Here is a 21,018-nt window from a genome sequence, read left to right on the forward strand (position 1 = left end):
TTTTATGACCCGTCCGAACGCCACCCTCCCCGCAGAACACGAGCGCATCGAAGCGCTGGTGGAATTGATGAAGCAGGAACAGCAATTCCTGGTGGCGGCGGATGCGGACGGACTGGCCGAACTGACGGCGCGCAAGGCGGCCCTGGTGCAGGAACTGGCGCAACTGTCGCGCCAGCGCCATGGCGCCCTCGGCAGCGCCGGATTCGTTTCTTCGGAAGCAGGGATGGAACCCTGGCTGGCGGCCCAGGGCGACGACGCCTCCCGCGCTGCCTGGTCGGCCCTGCTGGCTTTGACTGCCGAAGCCAAGGAACTGAATCGCGTCAACGGCATGCTGATCAACCGGCAAATGGCGCATAACCAGACCGTGCTGAACGCCCTGCGCACCCCGACGGCGGCACCGGAAGCGACCTTGTATGGCGCCAAGGGACAGACCTTCGGCAGCGCGCCTTCGCGGCGCTTCGTGCTGGGCTAAAAATACCTTCTCTCTTCATAACGGCCGCTGATGCGGCCGTTATTGCTTTTGTAGGGTGGGCGCCCCGTGCCCACCGGGACGCGTTGCCGCACCGACTGTTGCATGAACACGCAAGAGCGTGGGCACGGGGCGCCCACCCTACGAGAGCTTGCTGTAACGCAAGCTCAACCATTACCACAAGCGGACAGTATTCCTGATTGTCATTACCTGACGGAGGAATCCATGCACCGCACCATCCTTGCCACCCTGCTGCTCGCCAGCACCCTGCCCGCCTACGCCGACATCGCCGTCACCATCACGCCCGAGCGCGCCAGTCTCGGCAAGCGCGACGAGGTTGTCGTCAACATCACCATGACGAATACCGGCAACGCGCCGGAACGTATCGCCATGGGCCGCACGCCCTTTGGCCCGGCCGAGGGCGCCCTGTTCGAGATCACGCGCGACGGCCAGCCGGTGCGCTACCTGGGCCGCGTGGTGAAGCGGCGGGCGCCGCAGGAGGCGGACATGCTGCTGCTGGCGCCGGGAGAAAGCCGCAGCGCGCGGGTGGAGCTGTCGCGATCCTACGACATGGCCGCGACCGGTTCGTATGCGGTGCGCTACCGCGGCGCGGCGCCGGGCGCGACCCTGCGCACCGGCGGCATCACGTCCAACACGGCCTCGCTGTTCATCGAAGGCCGCCTGCCGCGCGGCACCAGCACGCCGCTGCCGGCCGCGCTGGAAGGCGCCGCGCCCGGCTATGCCAACTGCTCGAACGCCCAGCAGGACAAGATCGCCGGCGCCCTTGCGGCCGGCGGCGCGATGGCGGTCAACGGCCTGGGCTACATGGCGAGCGGCAAGGAACCCGGCCGGCGCTACGTGAACTGGTTCGGCGTACTCGACGCCGGGCGCCAGGCCACCGTCAGCAAACACTTCACGGCCATCAAGGATGCCTTCGAGACCAAGCCGGTGACGGTCGACTGCGCCTGCGACGAGGATTATTTCGCCTACGTCTACCCGGCCCGGCCCTACCGGATCTGGGTCTGCAATGCCTTCTGGACGGCGCCCCTGGTCGGCACCGACTCGCAAGGCGGCACCCTGCTGCACGAGATGAGCCATTTCGATGTCGTGGCCGGCACCGACGACCACGTGTATGGCCAGCAGGGCGCGGCCGAGATGGCGCGCACGGCGCCTGAACGCGCTGTCAACAACGCGGATTCCCATGAATACTTCGGCGAAAACTCGCCGCCGCTGAATTAATGGGACTTGTCTAGACGTGCTAGCACGGCGTCGAAAAGAAATCCAGCGCAGCGTAAAGAAATTGCATCAATGTGACTTTTACGCCATTCGACGCCACAAATTACGCGAATCGCATTGCTCTCGGCTTATGAATTCAGCAGTATGTACTCGGGTCTTGTTAAGCCTGCCTTAAGTTTTCTACACGACCCGTACCTCAAAGAAGGGCCATCACGGCCACGACAAACACCATACGGAGAATGACACATGAGCTGGAACAGCATCTGGAAGTCGGCATTCGGTATCGCAGCACTGGGCGTCGCAGTCGGCGCGCACGCAGGATCGAACGGAGTGAAGGTCAGCGTCGCGCCCGAGAAGACCATGCATGGCGCGAGCGACGACGTGGTCGTGAAGGTCACCATTACCAATACCTCCTCCACCCCGCAGTACGTGCTCAAGTCGCGCACGCCTTTCGAGGGCCTGTCCGCGCCGCTGTTCGACGTGACGCGCGACGGCGCCAAGGTCGCCTACACCGGCGCCCTGATCAAGCGCGGCAAGCCGACCCAGGCCGACTACTACGTGCTGAAACCAGGCGCCTCGCACACCGTGAAGGTCGAATTGTCTTCGCTGTATGACATGAGCGTCAGCGGCGACTACGCGATTCGCTACCGCACCGCGTCCCCGGACCTGTTCCTGCCCGCCGCCAACGGCCGTGCCCAGGCCGCGGCCGCGGGTGCCGACATCGGCGAGCTGCAGTCGGACACGGCCTCGTTCTACATCGACGGCCGCCTGCCGCGCGGTTCCAGCTCGGAGATCATGCAGGCGCTCAAGCGCCCGGACGGCGGCATGGTGACCACGCAAGGCGTCAGCTACGCGTCCTGCACCGCCTCGCAGCAGAGCACGATCGCCTCGGCGATCTCGGCCGCGAAGTCGATGTCGAACGATTCCGTCAGCTACATGGCCAGGACCACGATGGGCCCGCGCTACACCAAATGGTTCGGCACCGTGACCTCGTCGCGCCAGTCGACCGTCAAGTCGCACTACACGAACATCAAGAGCGCCTTCGACAACCAGAACGTCGTGGTGGATTGCAGCTGCAAGCAGAGCTACTACGCCTACGTGTACCCGACCCAGCCGTACCGCATTTATGTCTGCAATGCCTTCTGGTCGGCACCGCTGACGGGCACGGACTCGAAGGGCGGCACCCTGGTGCATGAGATGAGCCACTTCAATGTCGTAGCCGGCACCGACGATCACGTCTATGGTCAAAGCGGCGCCGCCAGCCTGGCGATCAGCAACCCGACCCAGGCCGTCGACAATGCCGACTCGCACGAGTACTTCGCCGAGAACACCCCGGCGCTGAACTAAGGTTTTGGAATTGAAGAATCCCGGAGCAGGACGCATCCTGCTCCGGGATTTTTTTCGCCTGTTGGCCTTATTTGATGTTGGAAACGAAGGACACCGGACGCGCCGGGAATTCGACCTGTTTGTCGAGCTGCTTCACGTCCGCCAGCACCGGGCCCGTGTAGCCGATGTGGTAGTTGTGCCGCCCTTTGGCGAAGGCGTAGGTGTTGGTGATGTCGATGGTGTTCATCAGCATCTTGCCCGGCTCGAGCGGCTGGAAGTCGGCGGCCGTGAGCGCCGCGCGCTTGACCATCTTGCCGGTGTAGGCGACCGGCTTGCCGCCGGCGTCGCGCACGTCGAAGCGGCGGCCCGTCAATTCCTTCTCCGCCGCCAGTTCGCGCGGAATCCAGACCGTCTTCGTGCCCTGGTTGGTGAAGGTCAGCTCGACCAGGACCTTGCCCGGCGGCGTTTCGATATCGATGCTGTGCTTGACGGACACGGGGGATTCTCCGGCAGCGTTGGCAAAAGTGGGCAGGAAGCTGGCTACGCCGAGCGCGGCCAGCAGGATGAGTCTGCGTTGCATTCTTGGCTCCATGTGCTTGTGTGCCTCTATTGTAGGGTGGGCATGCCCACGCGGTACGGGACCGTTACGCATCGAAACGATATTTGCACCCATCATGCGATGTATCCGCGTGGGCATGCCCACCCTACGTGAAATTTTATTTCACCCAAAACAAATAATGAAATTTTATTTCACTGATCTGAGGCGAGAATCGTCACCGCTACCCTGCGGTTACGCGCCCTGCCCGCCTCGTCCGTATTCGCCGCCACCGGCTGGTTCGCCGCATGTCCGACCGCCGTCAGCCGCGTTTCAAGCACGCCACTGTCGATGAACAGGCGTACCACGCTGCTGGCGCGCACGCTCGACAATTCCCAGTTCGAGGCAAACGCCGAATTCGCGATCGGCTGATTATCCGTATGTCCTTCGACCTGGATCGCATGCGCATCGTTCTTCAGCAGCGACGCGACCGTGCCCAGCGTGGCGCGCGCCTCGCCCCCCAAGGCCGCCTGCCCTTCCTCGAACAACACCTTGGCATTGATCTCGACCGTCACACCGCGCCCGGTCTGGGTGACCCGTACCTGGCCATTTTTCACCAGCGGCGCCAGCGAGGTGTTCAGCTCGCGCGCCAGCGTGTTCAGGCGTTCGCGCTCGCGCCGCGCCGCCTCGGCGCGTTTGCGGGCGATCAGGTTAGTGAGGGGAAGTTGTTCGATGGTGGAGCTGGCCTGCGGCACTTCGGGCCGGCCGCCGAAAGCATCGCCCAGCGCATCGGACAGCACTTTATATTTGCCGGTATTGACCACCGAAATCGCGTACATGACGACGAAGAAGGCGAACAGCAGCGTGATGAAATCGGCGTAGGAAATCAGCCAGCGCTCGTGGCTCTCGCGCGTGTGGTCTTCATCGTCGTAGCGTTTGCGAGCCATCTCAGCGCTTTGCCAGCAGGCTCGCCACGCGCTCCTCGACGACGCGCGTGTGGTTGCCGCTCGCCAGGTCGTGGAAGACTTCGAGCAGGATTTCGTATTGCGCGACCTGGTCGGAAACAATGGCTTTCAGTTTGTTCCCGACCGGCAGGAAAAACAGGTTCGCCAGGCCGACGCCGTACACGGTCGACACGAAGGCCACCGCGATGCCGGAACCCAGGCGCGACGGATCGGACAGGTTTTCCATCACGTGAATGAGGCCCAGCACGGCGCCCAGGATGCCGATCGTCGGCGCATAGCCGGCCGCCGATTCCCAGATGCGCGCGGCCTGGCGTTCGGCGAATTCGAAGGCGCTGATCTCCGTTTCCAGCAGGTTGCGGATCTTTTCCGGCGCGATACCGTCGACCACCAGGCGCAGGCCCTTCTGCACGAACAGGTCCTTGGTAGCCATGTACTGCTCGAGCGAGAGCAGGCCGTCGCGGCGCGCCGTGTGGCTCCACAGCGCGATCTCGCGCGAGAGCGGCTGGCGCCGGTTCTTGGGAGGGAAAAAGACCCAGCGCAGCATTTGCATGCCGCGGCGGAAGCTGCGCGCCTCCGATTGCAGCAGCACGGCGCCGAAGGTGCCGACCACCACGATGGCGAATGCCGCTGGCTGGATCAGGGACGCGAAACGTCCGCCGTCGAGCGTGTGCCCGACGATCAGCCCGGCGAGGGCGAGAGCCAGCCCGATCAGGCTGGCGAAGTCCACAGCTTTTCCTTGAGCGATGCGCGCAGGCGGGCCACGGCCTGGGTGTGAAGCTGCGAGACGCGCGACTCGGACACGCCGAGCACCGCACCAATTTCCTTGAGGTTCAGTTCTTCTTCGTAATACAGACCCATCAGGATCTTTTCGCGCGGCGGCAAACCGTCGATGGCGTCGATCACGGCCTGGCGGAAGTCGGTGTCGAGCAGCGCGCGCAGCGGGTCGTCCTCATCCACCGCATAGCGGTCGAGGAAGCTGTCGTTGCCGTCGTCGTCATGGAAATCTTCGTAATAGACCAGCTGGTGGCCGCCGCCTTCGAACAGCATTTCCTGGTATTCGGAGAGCGGAATGTCGAGCGACTTGGCCACTTCGGTCTCGGTTGGCGGACGGCCGAGCTTTTGCTGCAGCGCCGTCATCGCGGTCTCGACCTTCTTCATGGTCTGGCGCGTGCTGCGCGGCATCCAGTCGTTGCTGCGCAACTCGTCGACCATGGCACCGCGGATGCGCAGCACGGCATAGGTCTCGAACTGGGCACCGTGGTTGTCTTCGTAGCGGTTGATGGCGTCGAGCAGGCCCATCATGCCGGCCTGGATCAGGTCGTCGACTTCGACCGAGGGCGGCAATTTCGCCTTCATCTGGTGCGCCAGGCGCTTCACGAGCGGGGCGTGCTCGGTGAGCAAATGGTTCTTGTCCGCTTTCCCTTTGACGGTATACATGCTTGTGCTTTTTTCTTAGGAACCAAAACGGGCGCCTTGGGACGCCATACGCGACCGTGCAAAGCGTCCGGCGAGCGCGCGGAAGGCTACCGAAGCGCCGGCCAGCGGGAAGGCATCCACCACCGAGCGTCCGAGACGCGCGGCGCGATGCAGGTATTCATCCGCCGGCACCGAGCCCATCGACGTCAACGTTACCGCAAGGTAACGACTTGCTGCTGTCGCCATATTATCGTAAACCACTTTCGCTTCGGCTTCGCTTGCCCCGGTGACCAGGATGCCGAACGGACGGCGGCCGAATTCCTGGGACAGACGTTTAATTAAGCCGTACGCGTTGGTGATCGAAGTGGCGCTGGTCGAGACCTGCACCACGATTTCCGAGTCCGCCAGTCGCGGCACGGCGAAGCTGCCATCGCGCTGCAGTTCGCCATCGACGATGACGATGCCGCCCTGCTTTTTCACCAGCACGTCGAAGGCTTTCGCCAGGCGGCGTGCCTCGTCGGCATGCGCCGCGGCCTGGCCGTCGCGCGCCAGCAGCGCCACGTTGAAACCTTGCGGCGCAGTCTGCACCACCTGGTTCAGCGCGCATTCCTGGCGCGCCACCTGCAGCAGGCTGACGTGGCGTTCCATCTCGAGGCGGCGTGCGACGCCGACCTCGCGCTGGCAGGCGTCGACGATCAGGACTTCATTGCCGGCCTGGGACAGCGAGGCGCCCAGGTTCACCAGCATCGCGCCCTTGTCGTCGCTGGGCGTGGCGGATAAAAACGTCAGGATGCGTGGCTGGGGGCCGGCCAGCATCCGGCGCAGGCCTTCGGCCTGGTCGAAATCGAAACTAGCCAAGGCGCACCTCGCGCAGGCTTTCGTCCTGATGGACCTTGCCGGTGTGGGCCATCATCAGCGGCAGGTCGGCATCGTCGAACTGGTTCACCGCATCGCGGCGGCTGCGGAAGGCGCGGTCGACCAGCATGGCGCGGTCGGCCAGGTGCAGGTCTTCCGGCACGCGCTGGCCGTTCGAGATGTAGTGCAGGTTCAGCTTCTGCCGGATCACGACGTCGAGCACGTTGCCGATCGACGCGGCTTCGTCCAGCTTGGTCATGATGCAGCCGTGCAGGCCGCTGCCCTGGTAGGCGCGCACGACTTCGGCCAGGGTTTCGTTGGTCGAGGTCGCATTCAGGCACAGCAGGCGTTTCACGTCGGCGCCGGCGCCGGTCAGCATGGCGACCTGTTCGGTCACCATCTGGTCGCGCTGCGACATGCCGATGGTATCGATCAGCACGGTGTGCTTGTTCCTGAGCTCTTTCAGGGCGATGCGCAGGTCGGCTTCGTCCTTCACCGAGTGCACCATCACGCCCAGGATCTTGCCGTAGATGCGCAGCTGCTCATGGCCGCCGATACGGTAGGCGTCGGTGGTGATCAGCGCCAGCTTTTCCGGGCCGTGGCGCATCACGCAGCGCGCGGCCAGCTTGGCGGTGGTGGTGGTCTTGCCGACGCCGGTCGGGCCGACCAGGGCGAACACGCCGCCTTTATCCAGCAGGTTGTCCTCGTCGGCCATGGTGGTCAGGTTACGGGCCAGCACGGTCTTGATCCAGCGCATCGCTTCGGCAGCGTCCTTGTTGGCCGGCATCTTGTCGATCAGGTAGCGCGACAGCGAAGCCGAGAAACCGGCGGCCAGCATCTCGCGCAGCACGGCGGCCTTTTGCGGTTCGCGCTGTTGCGTGCCGCCCCAGGAGAGTTCGGCCAGCTGCGATTCCATCATGCCGCGCATGGCGCGCAGTTCGCTCATCATGCCGCTCATCTCGGCGGCAGCCGATTCCTTGGCCTGGGCGATCGCGGCCGTCATCATGGCCGTCATGGCGGACATGTCGAAAGCCGGCTCGGCTTGCGGAGCGCGGCGGTTGGCGTAATTCTGTTCAGCGGCGAAGTCGGCTGCAAAGCCGGCTTCCGGCTGGGCGGCGCGGCGTGGGGCGAAAGCCGCGACGAATTCCGGCTCCGGCTCGGGTGCGCGGCGGCTGGCGTAGATCTGTTCCGGCGTCGGGGCAGGCGCGGCGGCGCGGCGGTTCACGAAAGCAGGGGCTTCCGGCTCGAAGCCGTGCAGGTGGTCGAGGCGCGGTGCCGGCTGGGCCATGTCGGAACCCGGCGCAGGGGCAGCCAGGGAAGCGACGTCGTCATTGTCGAGTGCCAGGATTTCGACCACGCCATCGACAGGACGGTTCGAGAGGATGACCGCGTCCGGGCCCAGCGCATCGCGCACCTTGCGCAAGGCTTCCCGGGATGTTGGCGCTGTAAATTTCTTCACATTCATCTTATTCTCCGCACTGCTCTGTTCGTTAGTCCCGGCACGCATGAAGCCGGTGTATGGGAGAGATTATTGACGATGCCGTGAAGCAACCATCGCGGGAAAAGGATGGGGAAAAGGGGTTAATTCGATTTCGAAGGGGAAATTGCCCAATTTGCGGGCAAACGGCACGCGGATGCGCGCGTAACGCGGGCATGCCCGCCCTAGGAACGGCAGCGCACCGTAGGGCGGGCATGCCCGCGGATTTGCGTCGATTAACCCGCGCCAACGAGACTCGTCACGCGAATCGTCTTTGTTTCCGGAATCTCCGAATGCGACAAGACCTTCAAATTCGGCAGCGCGCGGCGCAGGAAACGCGACAGGAGCACGCGCAGCGGGCCCGGCACCAGCAGCACCGGCGTGTGCCCCATCGCTTCCTGCTGCTGCGCCGCATTGTGCGCCTGCTGGGCGATGGTGTCGGCCAGGCCTGGCTCGATGCCGGTGCCGTCGCCGCCCGCGCCCAGGGCTTGCATCAAGAGGCGCTCGAGGCGGTTGTCCAGGGTCATCACACTCAGTTCGTTGGTGCCCGGGAACAGCTGCTGTACGATCGCGCGGCCCAGCGCGATACGCACCAGCGCCGTCAAATCGTTCGCATCCTGCACGCCCGCGTGTTCCGACAGGGTCTCGATGATGGTGCGCATGTCGCGGATGTGCACGCCTTCGATCAAGAGGTTCTGCAGCACCTTCTGCAGCGTCGCCAGCGACACGACCTTCGGCACCAGGTCTTCGACCAGCTTCGGCGTGTCCTTGCCCAGGTGGTCGAGCAGCGCCTGCACTTCCAGGCGGCCCAGCAGTTCCGAGGCGTGGGTCGTGATCAGGTGGTTCAAATGGGTCGCCACCACGGTTCCGGCGTCGACCACGGTATAGCCCAGGCTCTGCGCCTCGTCGCGCATGCCGGCCTCGATCCAGACCGCCGGCAGGCCGAAGGCCGGATCGGTGGTCGGCGTGCCCGGCAGCGTGCCGCTGGCCATGCCCGGATTGATCGCCAGGAACTGGCCATTGATCGCTTCGCCACTGCCCACTTCGACGCCCTTCAGGGTGATGCGGTAGGCGGAGGGTTTTAGTTCCAGGTTGTCGCGGATGTGCACCGGCGGCGCCAGGAAGCCGACTTCCTGGGCGAACTTCTTGCGGATGCCCTTGATACGCTTGAGCAGTTCTCCGCCCTGCGCCTTGTCCACCAGCGGAATCAGGCGGTAGCCCACTTCCAGGCCCAGGGTGTCGACGGGCATGATGTCCTGCCAGGTCGCCTCTTCCGTTTCGGCCGAGGCGGCCTGCTGCGCGCCGGCTGCCGCGTCGTTCGCGGCCGCTTCGGCTTCGCGCTGCGGGGCATTCTTCGCACGCTTGGCCAGCAGGTAGCCGGAACCGCCCAGCACGCCGCCCAGCAGCAGGAAGACCAGGTTCGGCATGCCCGGGATCAGGCCCATGCCGGCGATGATGCCGCCGGTGATGTAGAGCACTTCGGGCTTGGCGAACAGCTGGCCCATCATCTGGCCACCGATGTCCTGCTCGTTGGCCACGCGCGAAACGACCATACCGGCCGCGATCGAGATGATCAGCGAGGGAATCTGCGCCACCAGGCCGTCGCCGATGGCCAGCAGGGTATAGGTCTTGGCCGCTTCGCCGGCAGCCATGTCGTGCTGCACGATACCGACGATCAGGCCGCCGATCACGTTGATCAGGGTAACCATGATGCCGGCCACGGCATCGCCCTTGACGTACTTCGAGGCACCGTCCATGGCGCCGTAGAATTCCGCTTCCTGCGCCACTTCGGCGCGGCGCTTGCGCGCTTCCGGCTCGGCGATCATGCCGGCATTCAGGTCGGCGTCGATCGCCATCTGTTTACCAGGCATCGCGTCCAGGGCGAAGCGCGCGCCGACTTCGGCGATACGGCCCGCACCCTTGGTCACGACGGTGAAGTTGATGATGGTGAGAATGACGAACACGACGATACCGACCGTGTAGTTGCCGCCGATCAGGAAGTGGCCGAAGGCTTCGATCACTTTACCGGCCGCCGCGCCGCCGGTGTGGCCTTCGGTCAGGACGATACGGGTCGAGGCCACGTTGAGCGACAGGCGCAGCATGGTCGACACCAGCAGGATCGCCGGGAAGGCCATGAAGTCGAGCGGCTTGACCGTGTACAGCGCGGTCAGCAGCACGATCACGGAGAGCGCGATATTGAAACTGAAGAACAGGTCGAGGATGAAGGCCGGCAGCGGCAGGATCATCATCGCCAGCAGCAGGATGATCAGGATCGGCGCCGCCAGGGCATTGCCCTTGGCACCAATCGCTCCCATCCAGGCTGGCATTCTCAGACTATTCATCAAACAGCTCCATTATTCGGTTTAACTTGCGATGCAGGATCGTGCGGATCCAGCTCCGGCGGCACCGGCAGCTTCGTCGGACGATCCGGATAATGGCCGCCGACCTTGTTGTAGTTACGCAGCTGGAACACGTAGGCCAGCACTTCCGCCACCGCCGAATACAGCTTTTCCGGGATTTCGTCGTCGATTTCCGTGTGCTTCCAGAGCGCACGGGCCAGGGCCGGCGCTTCCAGCAGCGCGACCTTGTTTTCCTTCGCCAGTTCACGGATCTTGGCCGCCACCTCGTCGGCGCCCTTCGCCACCACGCGCGGCGCGCCTTGCTGGCCATCGGTGTACTTCAGCGCCACCGCATAGTGGGTCGGGTTGGTGACCACGACGTCGGCAGTAGGCACATTCTGCATCATGCGGTTGCGCGCCATTTGCCGCTGCATCTGGCGAATCTTCCCTTTAATCTGAGGATTGCCGTCCGATTCCTTCGATTCCTGGATCATTTCCTGGCGCGTCATCTTGTGCTTGTTGTTGTAGTGCCAAAGCTGATACGGCGCATCGATCAGGGCGATCACGCCCAGGGCGCCGACGATGATCAGGAAGGTATGGGCCATCAGGTCGGCCACGTGGCCGGGGCCGGAACCGAGGGGCTCGACGGCCAGGCCCAGCACGGCCTCCTTCTCGCTCATCACGACGGTCCAGGCCACGGCGCCGACCACGACGGTCTTGGCGATTGCCTTGAGCAATTCGACGAGGGAATTGGTGGAGAACAGGTTGCCGATGCCGCTGATGGGGTTCAGCTTCATGAAGTTCGGCATGAAGGCCTTGGCGCTAAAGTTGAAGCCGCCGATCGCCATCGGCGCGGCCAGGGCGACCAGCATGATGGCAAAGGCGAGCGGCAGGCAGGCCAGCAGGACGCCGCCGATGTCGTTCGTGATCCGCTCGATGAGGACGGTCGGGTTGTAGACCTGTTCGCGGGTCAGGCTCAGGCCCGATGCAAGCGTGCCAGACAGGCGGCCGGCCAGGCTGCCGCCGGTAATCCAGAGGCCGGCGCCGGCGGTCATCAGGACGGCAAAGGTCGCCAGTTCGCGCGATCGGGGAACGTCGCCTTCTTCGCGCGCCTTCTCAAGTCTTCTGGGACTTGCGTCTTCTGTCTTCTCTGCGTCGCTGTCTTCCGCCATGCCCTGCCCCGATTAAATCATTCCAGGACAGGATTATCGCCGGTATTGCTCTACGGCTATAACTGGAACAGGGAGGGAAAGCGCCGCCAATTCGGCCGCGCAGAGCCCGAGAGTGAGATCAGTCGAACAAGTCGGCGGCGGCGAAGGAAGTGCCGCGTTGGTCCTTGGCCGACAAAACCGGCGGGCCGGACAGCGGCCAGTCCACCGCCAGCTGCGCGTCGTCCCAGGCGATGCAGCGCTCGCTCTCGGGCGACCAGTAGTCGGTGGCCTTGTAGAGCAGCTCGGCCGATTCGGACAGCACCAGGAAGCCATGCGCGAAGCCTTCCGGAATCCACATCTGGCGGCAATTCTCGCTGCTGAGCACGGCGCCGGTCCAGTGCCCGAAACTGGGCGAACTGCGGCGCAGGTCGACGGCGACATCGAACACGCTGCCGGACACGACCCGGATCAGCTTGCCCTGCGGACGCCCCACCTGGTAATGCAAGCCGCGCAGCACGCCGGCGCCGGACTTCGAATGGTTGTCCTGCACGAAGGCGACGCTGCGCCCCACGGCCCGCTCGAAGCGGCCCTGGTGAAAGCTCTCGTACAGGAAACCGCGGGCGTCGCCGTGCACCTGCGGCTCGAACAACAAGACGTCGGCGATGGCAAGGGGAGCGGCGCGCATCATGCGGCGTACTGGCGCGCGGCCCAGTCCCGGTAGGCGCCACTGGTCACATTACGCACCCAGTCCTCGTGCTCGAGGTACCAGGCCACGGTCTGGCGCAGGCCGCTCTCGAAGTCGTGGCGCGGCTCCCAGCCCAGCTCGCGCCGCAGTTTGGCAGCGTCGATCGCATAGCGGCGATCGTGGCCCGGGCGGTCGGCCACGAAACGGATCTGGGCCGCATACGACGCGCCATCCGAACGCGGCCGGGCGGCGTCGAGCAGCGCGCAAATGGCCTGGACGACCTCGAGATTGGTTTTCTGGTTCAGCCCGCCCACATTCCAGACTCCGCCCGGCGTGCCGGATGCGAGCACACGCCGGATCGCCGCGCAGTGGTCGCTCACATGCAGCCAGTCGCGCACCTGGCGCCCATCGCCGTACACCGGCAGCGCTTCCCCGGCCAGGGCCTTGTGGATCACCAGCGGAATCAGCTTTTCGGGAAACTGGAAGCGCCCGTAATTGTTTGAACAATTGGTGGTCAGCACAGGCAAGCCATAGGTATGGTGCCAGGCCCGCACCAGGTGGTCGGACGCCGCCTTGCTGGCCGAATAGGGGCTGTTCGGCGCATACGCCGTGGTTTCCGTGAAAGCGGGCGCGTCCGCGGCCAGCGTGCCATAGACCTCGTCGGTCGATACGTGCAGGAAGCGCCAGGCGCCCTGCTCGTCCGGCGGCAGCGCGTTCCAATAGTCGCGCGCCGCTTCGAGCAAGCCGAAGGTGCCGGCGACATTCGTCTGCACGAAGGCGGCCGGGCCGGCGATCGAGCGGTCGACATGGCTTTCGGCGGCAAAATTGAGTACGGCGCGCACCCGGTGTTCGGCCAGCAGACGCGCCACCAGTGCGCCGTCGCCGATGTCGCCGTGGACGAAGTGGTGGCGCGGGTCGCCTTCCAGGCTGGCGAGGTTGGCCAGGTTGCCGGCGTAGGTCAGCTTGTCGAGGTTGACGACCGGTTCGCCGCCGGCGGCATGCCAGTCGAGGATGAAGTTGGCTCCGATGAAGCCGGCGCCGCCGGTAACGAGAATGGTCATGGATGAAATCGGCAACAGCACCGGAACACGATACTGCATTGTAGTCGAAGGCTGTGCGCCGCCCTGAAAAGGACATGCGCATTGTCGATGTCATCCATCAATTTTGCTGCTTAGCAAGATGCGACAATGTTGTAAAAATCGCTATCAATCGTGCTACGTGCTCTGCATACTAGCTCTACAATTAAAACCGTCCAGCAGGCGCCTAGACCACCCATGTAGTTGATTCGCAAGGGAAATAATTGCTGGCAGGGATGTTTTGCAACCGCACAGCAGCGATGCTGCTACACGGGTTCGTACATATCACTGTCATCGGGGGTCGTATGGGTGTCGCGTCATCATTCAAGTTTTGCTGCTTCGCACCATTCCTATTCGCCGGGATGGCGCTCTCCAACCAGGCATGGGCAGACGATGCATTGGCCGCGCCGGACAATCCATTCAGCAAGGTCACCGCGGAGGAAGCGGACGCGCCGCGCGACGTGCACTGGGACATCTATTTGTCGGGCTACGCTTACCACGACCGCGACACCTACACGCGCAAGCAGCTCAACAAGATGAACGAGAACACCTGGGGTGGCGGCCTGGGCCGTACTTTGCGTAACGCCAGTGGGAACGACGAGTCGGTCTATGCCGTGGCCATACGCGACTCGAACAACCGGCCGCAATACATGGCGGGCTACGCCTACCAGTGGATGTTTCCCGTGGTATCGAAGAAGTTCGAAGTCGGCGCGGGCCTGACGGGCCTCCTGATCCGCCGCCACGACTGGTACGGCGGCCGCCCCTTCCCCGCCATCCTCCCGGTGGCGTCGATCGGCACGCCAAAGGCCCAACTGGTGGCGACGTATGTGCCGCACCTGTCGATGCGCAAAGCTAAGGGGAATATCGTGCTGTTGATGCTGAGGATGAGCCTGTAAGGCCGGCGCCCCGTTCCAGTCACTTCAGGCAGCCAAACCCGCCTCGAAGTCGTCCGCATCGCTTCCCTCCACCGGCGCCGCAGTGCGCCGCAGCTGCAAGGGTGCCGATAAACGCGCCCTGCCCGGCTTCCCCTGCGCCAGCAAGGTGTGAAAGTCGCGTCCGTAGAAGGCGCCGTTAAGCTGGGTCTGGGTAATCAGGTAGGCGCGGAAGCGCCGCCACAAGTCGCGGTCGAAACGCGTGACCGCAGTCCAGAACTGTCCCAGTTCGCCCTGGTAAGTCAGCCCTTCCATATCGTACAGCGCGCGCCCCATCAGCTTGAGCGGCTTGTAATGGTAGAGCGTCGACAGGCCGACCGTGCTGTTGATCATGACGACGCCGCGCGAATGGCGCAACAGGGTAGGCAGGTGCACGTCATGCACGTAATGCACGCGGCCGCTCACACCGTGCTCGATGCACAGCCGCTCGATGAGGCGCCGGTAGTCGCGCTGGCCGCGGTCCATCGGATGATGCTTGAACACCAGATGGTGGTTGGCGTCGGCATGTGCGGCGAACGAGGCCAGCACCTCGCGGATGAAGTCGCGCACGTCGGGATAATCGCTATGGGTGGTCACCTGGCTGTCGTTATACACCTGCAGGGCGACAGCGAAATACAGGCCGTCATGCTCGCGCAGCAGCCGCTCGAATACCGGTTTGTCGCGCCAGCGGTTCAGGTGCTTGCGCACCCATGAGCGGCACCAGGCACGCGCCTCGTAACGAATCGAAAATTTCTTGTGGTGGCGGTACAGCGGATAGTGCGCCTGGAGCAGCCGCCCGGCCGCGTAATAAAACATCGACGACCAGGCACCCCGGCCAAAACTCGGATGCGCAGCCTGGGGCTTGGGCACGGACACGTCCGGCAAGGCCTTGTAGAAGGCCGGATTGCGCGGCACCAGCGATTGCATGTTGACGCCGCCGCATTCGAGCGTGATGTAATCCGGACGCACATAGCCTTCCTCGAACACGAAGAACGCCAGCCCCAGCGCATCGGCCAGCTTCTTCGCGGCCTTGTGGTAGTGGCGGCAGTCGCCGAAGCACAGCAGGCCGTCGATGTCGTTCTCGACCAGATAGCGGCGCAGGAAATCCGGGAAATCCTTCAGCGAACCGCGGTAATCCACGGCGTCGAGCTTGCGATGGAAGAGCCAGTCGCCGCCGTTGAAATTCACCTTCTTGACCGAAACGCCTTGCCCCTCCAGCCAGGCAGCAACCCGGTTGAAGAAGGTGCCCATCGGCCCTTGCAACATCAGGACGCGGCGGCACTGCAGCAGATTGTAAAAACCCGGTACCGAATAGTCGCCTTGCTGGTAGCGCGCCAGTTGCCGGGGGTCGAGAGGTGCGTTCATTCGGATAACTACTAAAAGATCTATTTATTATAAGTAACGATTTCCAGCTGAAAATTCACCATTTGTCACAATTGCTGAAAATACTGCTGGCTTACAACGGTTCAGGCAGAGATCAGGTGCGCAACGCGCGCCATTCCGATTCCAGCAGCTCAAGCAATGCCCGCCCCTTGCGACGCTTGCGTGCCAGCCAGCCGGCTTGCACCGAGCCGGCCCCGGCCGACTGCGCCACCAGGTGGCGCATCACCTGCTCGGCCGACGCCAGGCCCGGCATCCCCGGCAGTACATAGCGTGGGTATTCCAGCATCGCGGCCCAGACCAGCGCGTCCAGGCCGAGACGGCGGCCGCGGTGTGGCAAGGCAAGATGGTCGACCGTCAGTCCCCAGCCTGCATAGAACGGTCCGCCGTAGCAGTGCACCGTGCGTCCATGCAGCAGCGCCTCGAAACCGGACAGCGAGGTCATCGTATGGACTTCGTCCGAGGCGAGAATGCAATCGATGATATTGGCCTCGTTGACGCACTGGTCGGCCAGCACCGCCAGCTCGCCGGCCGGCACGGCGCCACGGCGGTTACCCGCGACCACGTCCGGATGGGCCTTGTAGAGGATGCATGCGTCCGGATTGGCCGCGCGCACCGCCCGCAGCAGATCCAGGTTAGTGCGCACGGCCGGCGAGCCGCGCATGATCGAGGCATCGTCTTCGACCTGGCCCGGCACCAGCAGTACGCGGCGCCCTCCGCTCTCGACCCGCAGCGCAGTACGCCCCAGGTTGTACTTGCTGACCTTCAGTGCCACGTGCCGCTCGCGAAAACGCGCGGCCCGCTCCAGGTCTTCATCGCCCAGTTCGCAGGTCGCCAGCAGGCGTTCGAGCGCACTGCCGGAGGCGGGATCGTAGTACATGCCCGACTGGTCGAGCACCAGGGACACCGGCCGGAACAGGTCCGACCCCAGCCCGACCGAGCGCAGGAAACCGTCTTCCATGCGCCACAACGGCAGAGCGCGCTCGCGCGCCAGCGCGTTCAGCTTCGCTTCTTCCTTCACGCCCCACATCACGATGCGTGCGTCGGCCGGCAAGTGCTTGCGCGCCAGCGCCGCGGCCGAGCGCACGAAGTGCACGCGGTTCGACGCACCCGCCAGATAGGGCCGCACGATGGCCCGCTTCCACAGGCTCATGCCGACGCAATACAGACTGCCGCGCGTCGCATCATTGGCCTGCTTGTTACGCGCCAGCCAGTCGATGACATCGAAGATGTCGCCCTGCCCTCCCGTGGCCGGGTCGAGGTAGCGCGCGTACTGCAGGTAGGCCGCTTCGAACAGCTGCGCCAGCGTGCGCCGGACCGGCCGGCGCGCGCGCAGCGCGTCCATGCCGGGATGGCGGTCGTCGGTGAGCCCCCAGCCGGCGTACCAGGGCTGGCCGAAGCACACCACCGGCTTTTCCAGCATCAGGGCCTCGAAGCCCATCTGCGAGGTCACGACGTAGACCTGGTCGACCTGCTCGATCAGGCCGAGCGGGGACACGTCCTCGGCTAGCACGTGCAGGCGCGGATCGGCATTCTTCAGAGCCGAAGCGGGCAGATAGCCCTGTTTCTTACCGCTCAGCACATCGGGATGGGTCTTGACCCAGATCTCGGCCTGCGGATGCTCGGCCAGCGCCGCCTCGAGCATCGCGCCGAAGCGCGCCTGGTCGGCCCCGCCCAGCCGTACCGAGACGTCGCCCATGGTCTGGTCGATGACCAGCACGCGCGCCGTGTACGGTGCGGCCAGCGGCGGCAGCGAACGCTCGGGCGCGTGGTTGTACTTCGACAGCTTGTGACGCCGCATCAACCCGAGCGCGCGCTGCGCCTGGGCCTGCTTTTCCGGGTCGGGCGCCAGGCCGGCGATCAACGCCTCCAGGCGCGAGGGCTGCGTGGCATCGTAATAGATGCCGAGGTCGTCCACCACCAGCGACAGCGGCGCGGCACCGGCCACGCCGAGGCCGACCGAGCGCAGGAAGCCGTCCTCGAGGGCGAGGAAGGGCAGCTGGTGGCGGGCGGCGTAGGCGCGCGCCCGTTCGGTGGTAGGGCGGCGGCCCCAGCCGGCGATGGCGCTCAGATGCGCCGAGGGCGTCCAAGTCAATGAACGGAGCCTGGTCACCTCCCTGCCGAGGAACGAGGTCAGATGTGGCAGGCGCCAGATCCCGCCCGAAAAAATACCGATCACATCAAGCCCGCATCAATTCGACGTGTTTGCTGAAGTCCGCGCCGACCTCGGGATGCTTCATGCCATAGACAAGCGTAGCCTTCAGGTAGCCCAACTTCGAACCGCAGTCGTAGCGTGTACCCGCCAAGGTCTGGGCCAGCACCGGTTCATCCTCGAGCAGCGCGGCGATGCCATCCGTGAGCTGGATTTCGCCACCGGCGCCGGCACGCACGGCGCGCAACTTGTGGAAGATCGCCGGCGTTAGGATGTAGCGGCCGACCACGGCCAGGTTCGAAGGTGCAACGCTCGGATGCGGCTTTTCGACGATGCTGGAAATCTGCGTCTTGCCGTCATCCCGCTGAGCCACCTCGACAATGCCATAGGAGCCGGTCTGTTCCCGGGCCACTGTCTCGACGCCGAGCACGGCACTTCCGGTCTGCTCGTACGTGCGGACCATTTGCGCCATTGCACCGGGCTCGCTGTCGATCAGGTCGTCGGCCAGGATGACCGCGAACGGCGCATCGCCGACTGCGGGTTCAGCGCACAGCACGGCGTGTCCGAGGCCGAGCGCCTGCGCCTGCCGGATATAAAGGCAGGACACATGCGGCGGCAGGATGTCCTTGGCCAGCTCCAGCAGCTTGTGTTTGCTGTTGCGTTCCAGTTCGCTTTCCAATTCGTAGGCCTTGTCGAAATGGTCCTCGATGCTGCGCTTGTTGCGGCCGGTGACGAAGATCATTTCGGTGATGCCGGCGGCGACCGCTTCTTCGACCGCGTACTGGATCAGTGGCTTGTCGACGATCGGGAGCATCTCTTTTGGACTCGCCTTGGTAGCGGGAAGGAAGCGGGAGCCAAGGCCGGCGACGGGGAAAACTGCCTTTGTAATTTTTCTCATATGCTGTATGTTGCTTACTGATCAATTTGTATTTCGTGCGTCAAATTATTAGCAGTCTTTTGCGCTATTTCTCTTAGGCTAACGCCATTTGCTTCGCGCGTTCCCGTGCAGCAGCACTCATTCGCTCACGTCGGGCCCGATCGTTGATGAGCTCGGAAACAGTACGCTCCCAAATTTGGGGCTCGTTGGGCAGAAGTATTCCATCGATCTCGTGCCGAATAAATCCACGATACGGTGCGACATCTGTATATATCCCTACTGCCCCCATGCGGGCATAGTCGAAAAACTTCGTCGCCCCCCGTCCTTTGTTAAAAGGACCGGGCAGCAAAGGGGCAAGGCCGACATCACACCGAACGGCTCGCGTGTAGGCGAAATAGTTTGTCCAGCTCATGGGATGCAAAATTGCGGCTCCTGGAATATCGCGAAACAGCTTGTTTGCACTATGGTCACCAAAAATCTCTAAGGAAACCGAATCATTCTCCGTAGCGACCTTAGCTAGAATTGGCGCAAGCCACCTTAGCTCGGCTTGGTGGGAGGCAGTCCCGTGATAACAAATTCTAGTGTCTATCCTTTCGCAAAAATCATCTTGATGTGTTCTTGGAGCAAGTACGACTGGAGACCATTGTTGATATTTGGTTGCCAGGTACTCAGAACCCACCCAGAATTCCCTGCACAGTTCGTTTAAAACATCGAACTGATTAGTCGCCATTTTTTTTATTTTGCGGCTGTAGGCGACGGGCAGCGCCTTTAAAGCCTCTGCATCCATCAGGTCATCATCCATAAAATATATTATTCTACCGCCGCCGGTTTGGAATCGCCGCAACTCCGCAATCCAACGCAGTGGAAGATATCGAGAGATGATCACCGTATGAAAACCAGAATCGAAAAAATTCCAAGGTCTGGCAACATCAGGATCAATGATGGTCTCGCGATGACCGTTCAAACGCAAGTGAGGGCGCACTAGATAACTGATGGACGCACTGTCGCCCGCACTTAAGATAAGCGTATCGGCGCCGGAATTTGCAGGCGGAATCGAAATCGAAATAGGTTTGGTGAAGAACTTTTTAAGCCAACTCATGATCAAACATTTGAAAACGCGGACTTATCGCAAAACCTATGCCTTATCCATTTTTGCGATCCTATCCAATAAAGCGGGCACATTTACGCTGAATGGCAAATGAACTGCCCCCGACTCAACCAGTGTTGGATCCACCCTACCCCAAAACACGCCGAAGTTCAGGCCCAAGGACGAGAAAAGATTGCAGTGCGCATAGACCCAGTGCCGCTCGGACTCTATATCAATTAACTTGGTTCCTGGGGCGCAAAACACACTGTTAAACATTCCTGCACCTGCCGGACCTACAATAAAGTCTGCGTTAGCAAATGCCGCCAATTGCCCAATGACCGACAACTCATCAGGAACGACGACATCGAAACCCATTGCAACCAACGCTTCACACACCTCATCTTCATTTATGCACCTCCTCGCCCGCGTCGAAGCGACACCTCCACGTCGAGATATATAGATCTTTCGTCCATAGCGCGACTTCCCTTGCAGTGAGCGACTTAGTCCAAGGAACACTTCCCGAGCATAGGCATCCAAATACCCGTTTGTGTGGCACTGCGATGGGATAATCGCGGAACTCATCTCATAACTGCAGTTCGGGTGATGCGGAATAATCGCGTCCTCTGTGAACCCAAGCAGGCCAGCTAGTTGAGCCTGCTGCGGAAACTGACTATACATAAGGATTTTTGAGACTCCGACCGCCTTAAGCCAAGCCAATTTTGGTACAACACGAAAAAGAAAAGATCCCCAGTTACTAGGCTCCGCAGAGACTGCGAGACCTATTTGCCCCTCCAAGCGAATTGTTTTACGCGCTTTATTCTGGAATACGAATGCCTCGCGCTCAGTCCAACTCAAGCCAGTGTCCCGATCGGTTACGAACAGATGTGAATAAGATTCCGGATTCTGCACAGTGTTATCAGTAAAGAACTGAGTTAGATCTTTATTCAGCAGCCATCGGTGGCCGTTTAACATCCACGTATCATCCGCCTTTAACAAGAATCTGGCCTGATCCACCATGACAGGAAGCTTTGGAAGACTCCTACCGGTGCCGTCCGGATCATCAGAGAACTGCGGCCACGAT

Annotated in this window: 19 protein-coding genes; 4 read left to right on the forward strand and 15 right to left on the reverse strand. The window is 62.8% G+C overall.

The features are described from left to right. Window positions 1-4 precede the first annotated feature (4 nt). The 3 genes from C2862_RS21405 (at window position 5) to C2862_RS21415 (ending at window position 3,052) form a co-directional block, all read left to right on the forward strand. Entirely contained in the window at window positions 5-472 is a 468-nt protein-coding gene (locus C2862_RS21405; protein ID WP_136222426.1) for a flagella synthesis protein FlgN, read from the forward strand. Between the two features lie 222 nt (window positions 473-694). After that, a complete protein-coding gene (locus C2862_RS21410; RefSeq protein WP_136222428.1) occupies window positions 695-1,708 on the forward strand; it encodes a M35 family metallo-endopeptidase in 1,014 nt (337 codons plus the stop codon). A gap of 243 nt (window positions 1,709-1,951) precedes the next feature. Beyond that, entirely contained in the window at window positions 1,952-3,052 is a 1,101-nt protein-coding gene (locus C2862_RS21415) for a M35 family metallo-endopeptidase (protein WP_136222430.1), read from the forward strand. Window positions 3,053-3,119: 67 nt separating this feature from the next. Here C2862_RS21415 and C2862_RS21420 read toward each other — a convergent pair whose 3' ends face one another. From C2862_RS21420 to rfbB, 10 genes are all read right to left on the reverse strand, one after another. After that, on the reverse strand, window positions 3,120-3,611 hold the full coding sequence (locus C2862_RS21420) for a hypothetical protein (protein ID WP_229467543.1): 492 nt from the start codon (window positions 3,609-3,611) through the stop codon (window positions 3,120-3,122). 170 nt (window positions 3,612-3,781) lie between these two features. Then, a complete protein-coding gene (gene motD / locus C2862_RS21425; RefSeq protein WP_136222432.1) occupies window positions 3,782-4,513 on the reverse strand; it encodes a flagellar motor protein MotD in 732 nt (243 codons plus the stop codon). A 1-nt stretch (window position 4,514) separates the two neighbouring features. Beyond that, entirely contained in the window at window positions 4,515-5,258 is a 744-nt protein-coding gene (locus C2862_RS21430; protein ID WP_136222434.1) for a flagellar motor protein, read from the reverse strand. Continuing rightward, window positions 5,240-5,968 carry an RNA polymerase sigma factor FliA gene (locus C2862_RS21435; protein ID WP_136222436.1) on the reverse strand — a complete coding sequence of 243 codons (729 nt, stop codon included), beginning with the start codon at window positions 5,966-5,968 and terminating at the stop codon, window positions 5,240-5,242. Before C2862_RS21435 ends, C2862_RS21430 begins: the two co-directional genes overlap by 19 nt. Before the next feature lie 15 nt (window positions 5,969-5,983). Continuing rightward, window positions 5,984-6,805: a MinD/ParA family protein gene (locus tag C2862_RS21440; RefSeq protein WP_136222438.1), complete on the reverse strand. Its 822-nt coding sequence runs from the start codon at window positions 6,803-6,805 to the stop codon at window positions 5,984-5,986. Then, window positions 6,798-8,267 (reverse strand): flagellar biosynthesis protein FlhF, encoded by a 1,470-nt coding sequence (gene flhF / locus C2862_RS21445; protein ID WP_136222439.1) that lies wholly within the window; start codon window positions 8,265-8,267, stop codon window positions 6,798-6,800. The genes C2862_RS21440 and flhF overlap by 8 nt, the downstream gene beginning before the upstream one ends. A gap of 248 nt (window positions 8,268-8,515) precedes the next feature. Beyond that, complete coding sequence (flhA, locus tag C2862_RS21450) at window positions 8,516-10,621, reverse strand: flagellar biosynthesis protein FlhA (RefSeq protein WP_136222441.1); 2,106 nt, start codon at window positions 10,619-10,621, stop codon at window positions 8,516-8,518. Next, entirely contained in the window at window positions 10,621-11,790 is a 1,170-nt protein-coding gene (gene flhB, locus C2862_RS21455; protein WP_136222443.1) for a flagellar biosynthesis protein FlhB, read from the reverse strand. Before flhB ends, flhA begins: the two co-directional genes overlap by 1 nt. Before the next feature lie 118 nt (window positions 11,791-11,908). Continuing rightward, a complete protein-coding gene (rfbC, locus tag C2862_RS21460; RefSeq protein ID WP_136222512.1) occupies window positions 11,909-12,454 on the reverse strand; it encodes a dTDP-4-dehydrorhamnose 3,5-epimerase in 546 nt (181 codons plus the stop codon). Next, entirely contained in the window at window positions 12,454-13,515 is a 1,062-nt protein-coding gene (gene rfbB / locus C2862_RS21465; protein ID WP_136222445.1) for a dTDP-glucose 4,6-dehydratase, read from the reverse strand. The genes rfbC and rfbB overlap by 1 nt, the downstream gene beginning before the upstream one ends. A gap of 377 nt (window positions 13,516-13,892) precedes the next feature. On the opposite strand from rfbB, the gene C2862_RS21470 reads away from it, so the two are divergent. Further along, window positions 13,893-14,426, forward strand: coding sequence for a hypothetical protein (locus tag C2862_RS21470; protein ID WP_168710137.1), 534 nt, complete (start codon window positions 13,893-13,895; stop codon window positions 14,424-14,426). A gap of 24 nt (window positions 14,427-14,450) precedes the next feature. On the opposite strand, the gene C2862_RS21475 is transcribed toward C2862_RS21470, so the two are convergent. The 5 genes from C2862_RS21475 to C2862_RS21495 form a co-directional block, all read right to left on the reverse strand. Then, window positions 14,451-15,806, reverse strand: a complete 1,356-nt coding sequence (locus tag C2862_RS21475) for a capsule biosynthesis protein (protein WP_136222449.1) — start codon at window positions 15,804-15,806, stop codon at window positions 14,451-14,453. Between the two features lie 112 nt (window positions 15,807-15,918). Then, a complete protein-coding gene (locus C2862_RS21480) occupies window positions 15,919-17,916 on the reverse strand; it encodes a capsular polysaccharide biosynthesis protein (protein ID WP_210736095.1) in 1,998 nt (665 codons plus the stop codon). Between the two features lie 85 nt (window positions 17,917-18,001). Next, entirely contained in the window at window positions 18,002-18,871 is an 870-nt protein-coding gene (gene galU, locus C2862_RS21485; RefSeq protein WP_136222450.1) for a UTP--glucose-1-phosphate uridylyltransferase GalU, read from the reverse strand. Between the two features lie 73 nt (window positions 18,872-18,944). Then, window positions 18,945-19,949, reverse strand: a complete 1,005-nt coding sequence (locus C2862_RS21490; RefSeq protein ID WP_136222452.1) for a glycosyltransferase — start codon at window positions 19,947-19,949, stop codon at window positions 18,945-18,947. Between the two features lie 36 nt (window positions 19,950-19,985). Continuing rightward, window positions 19,986-20,954, reverse strand: coding sequence for a DUF563 domain-containing protein (locus tag C2862_RS21495; protein WP_168710138.1), 969 nt, complete (start codon window positions 20,952-20,954; stop codon window positions 19,986-19,988). Between the last annotated feature and the right edge of the window lie 64 nt (window positions 20,955-21,018).

Source organism: Massilia sp. Mn16-1_5, assembly GCF_004798585.1.
Lineage (GTDB): Bacteria > Pseudomonadota > Gammaproteobacteria > Burkholderiales > Burkholderiaceae_D > Telluria.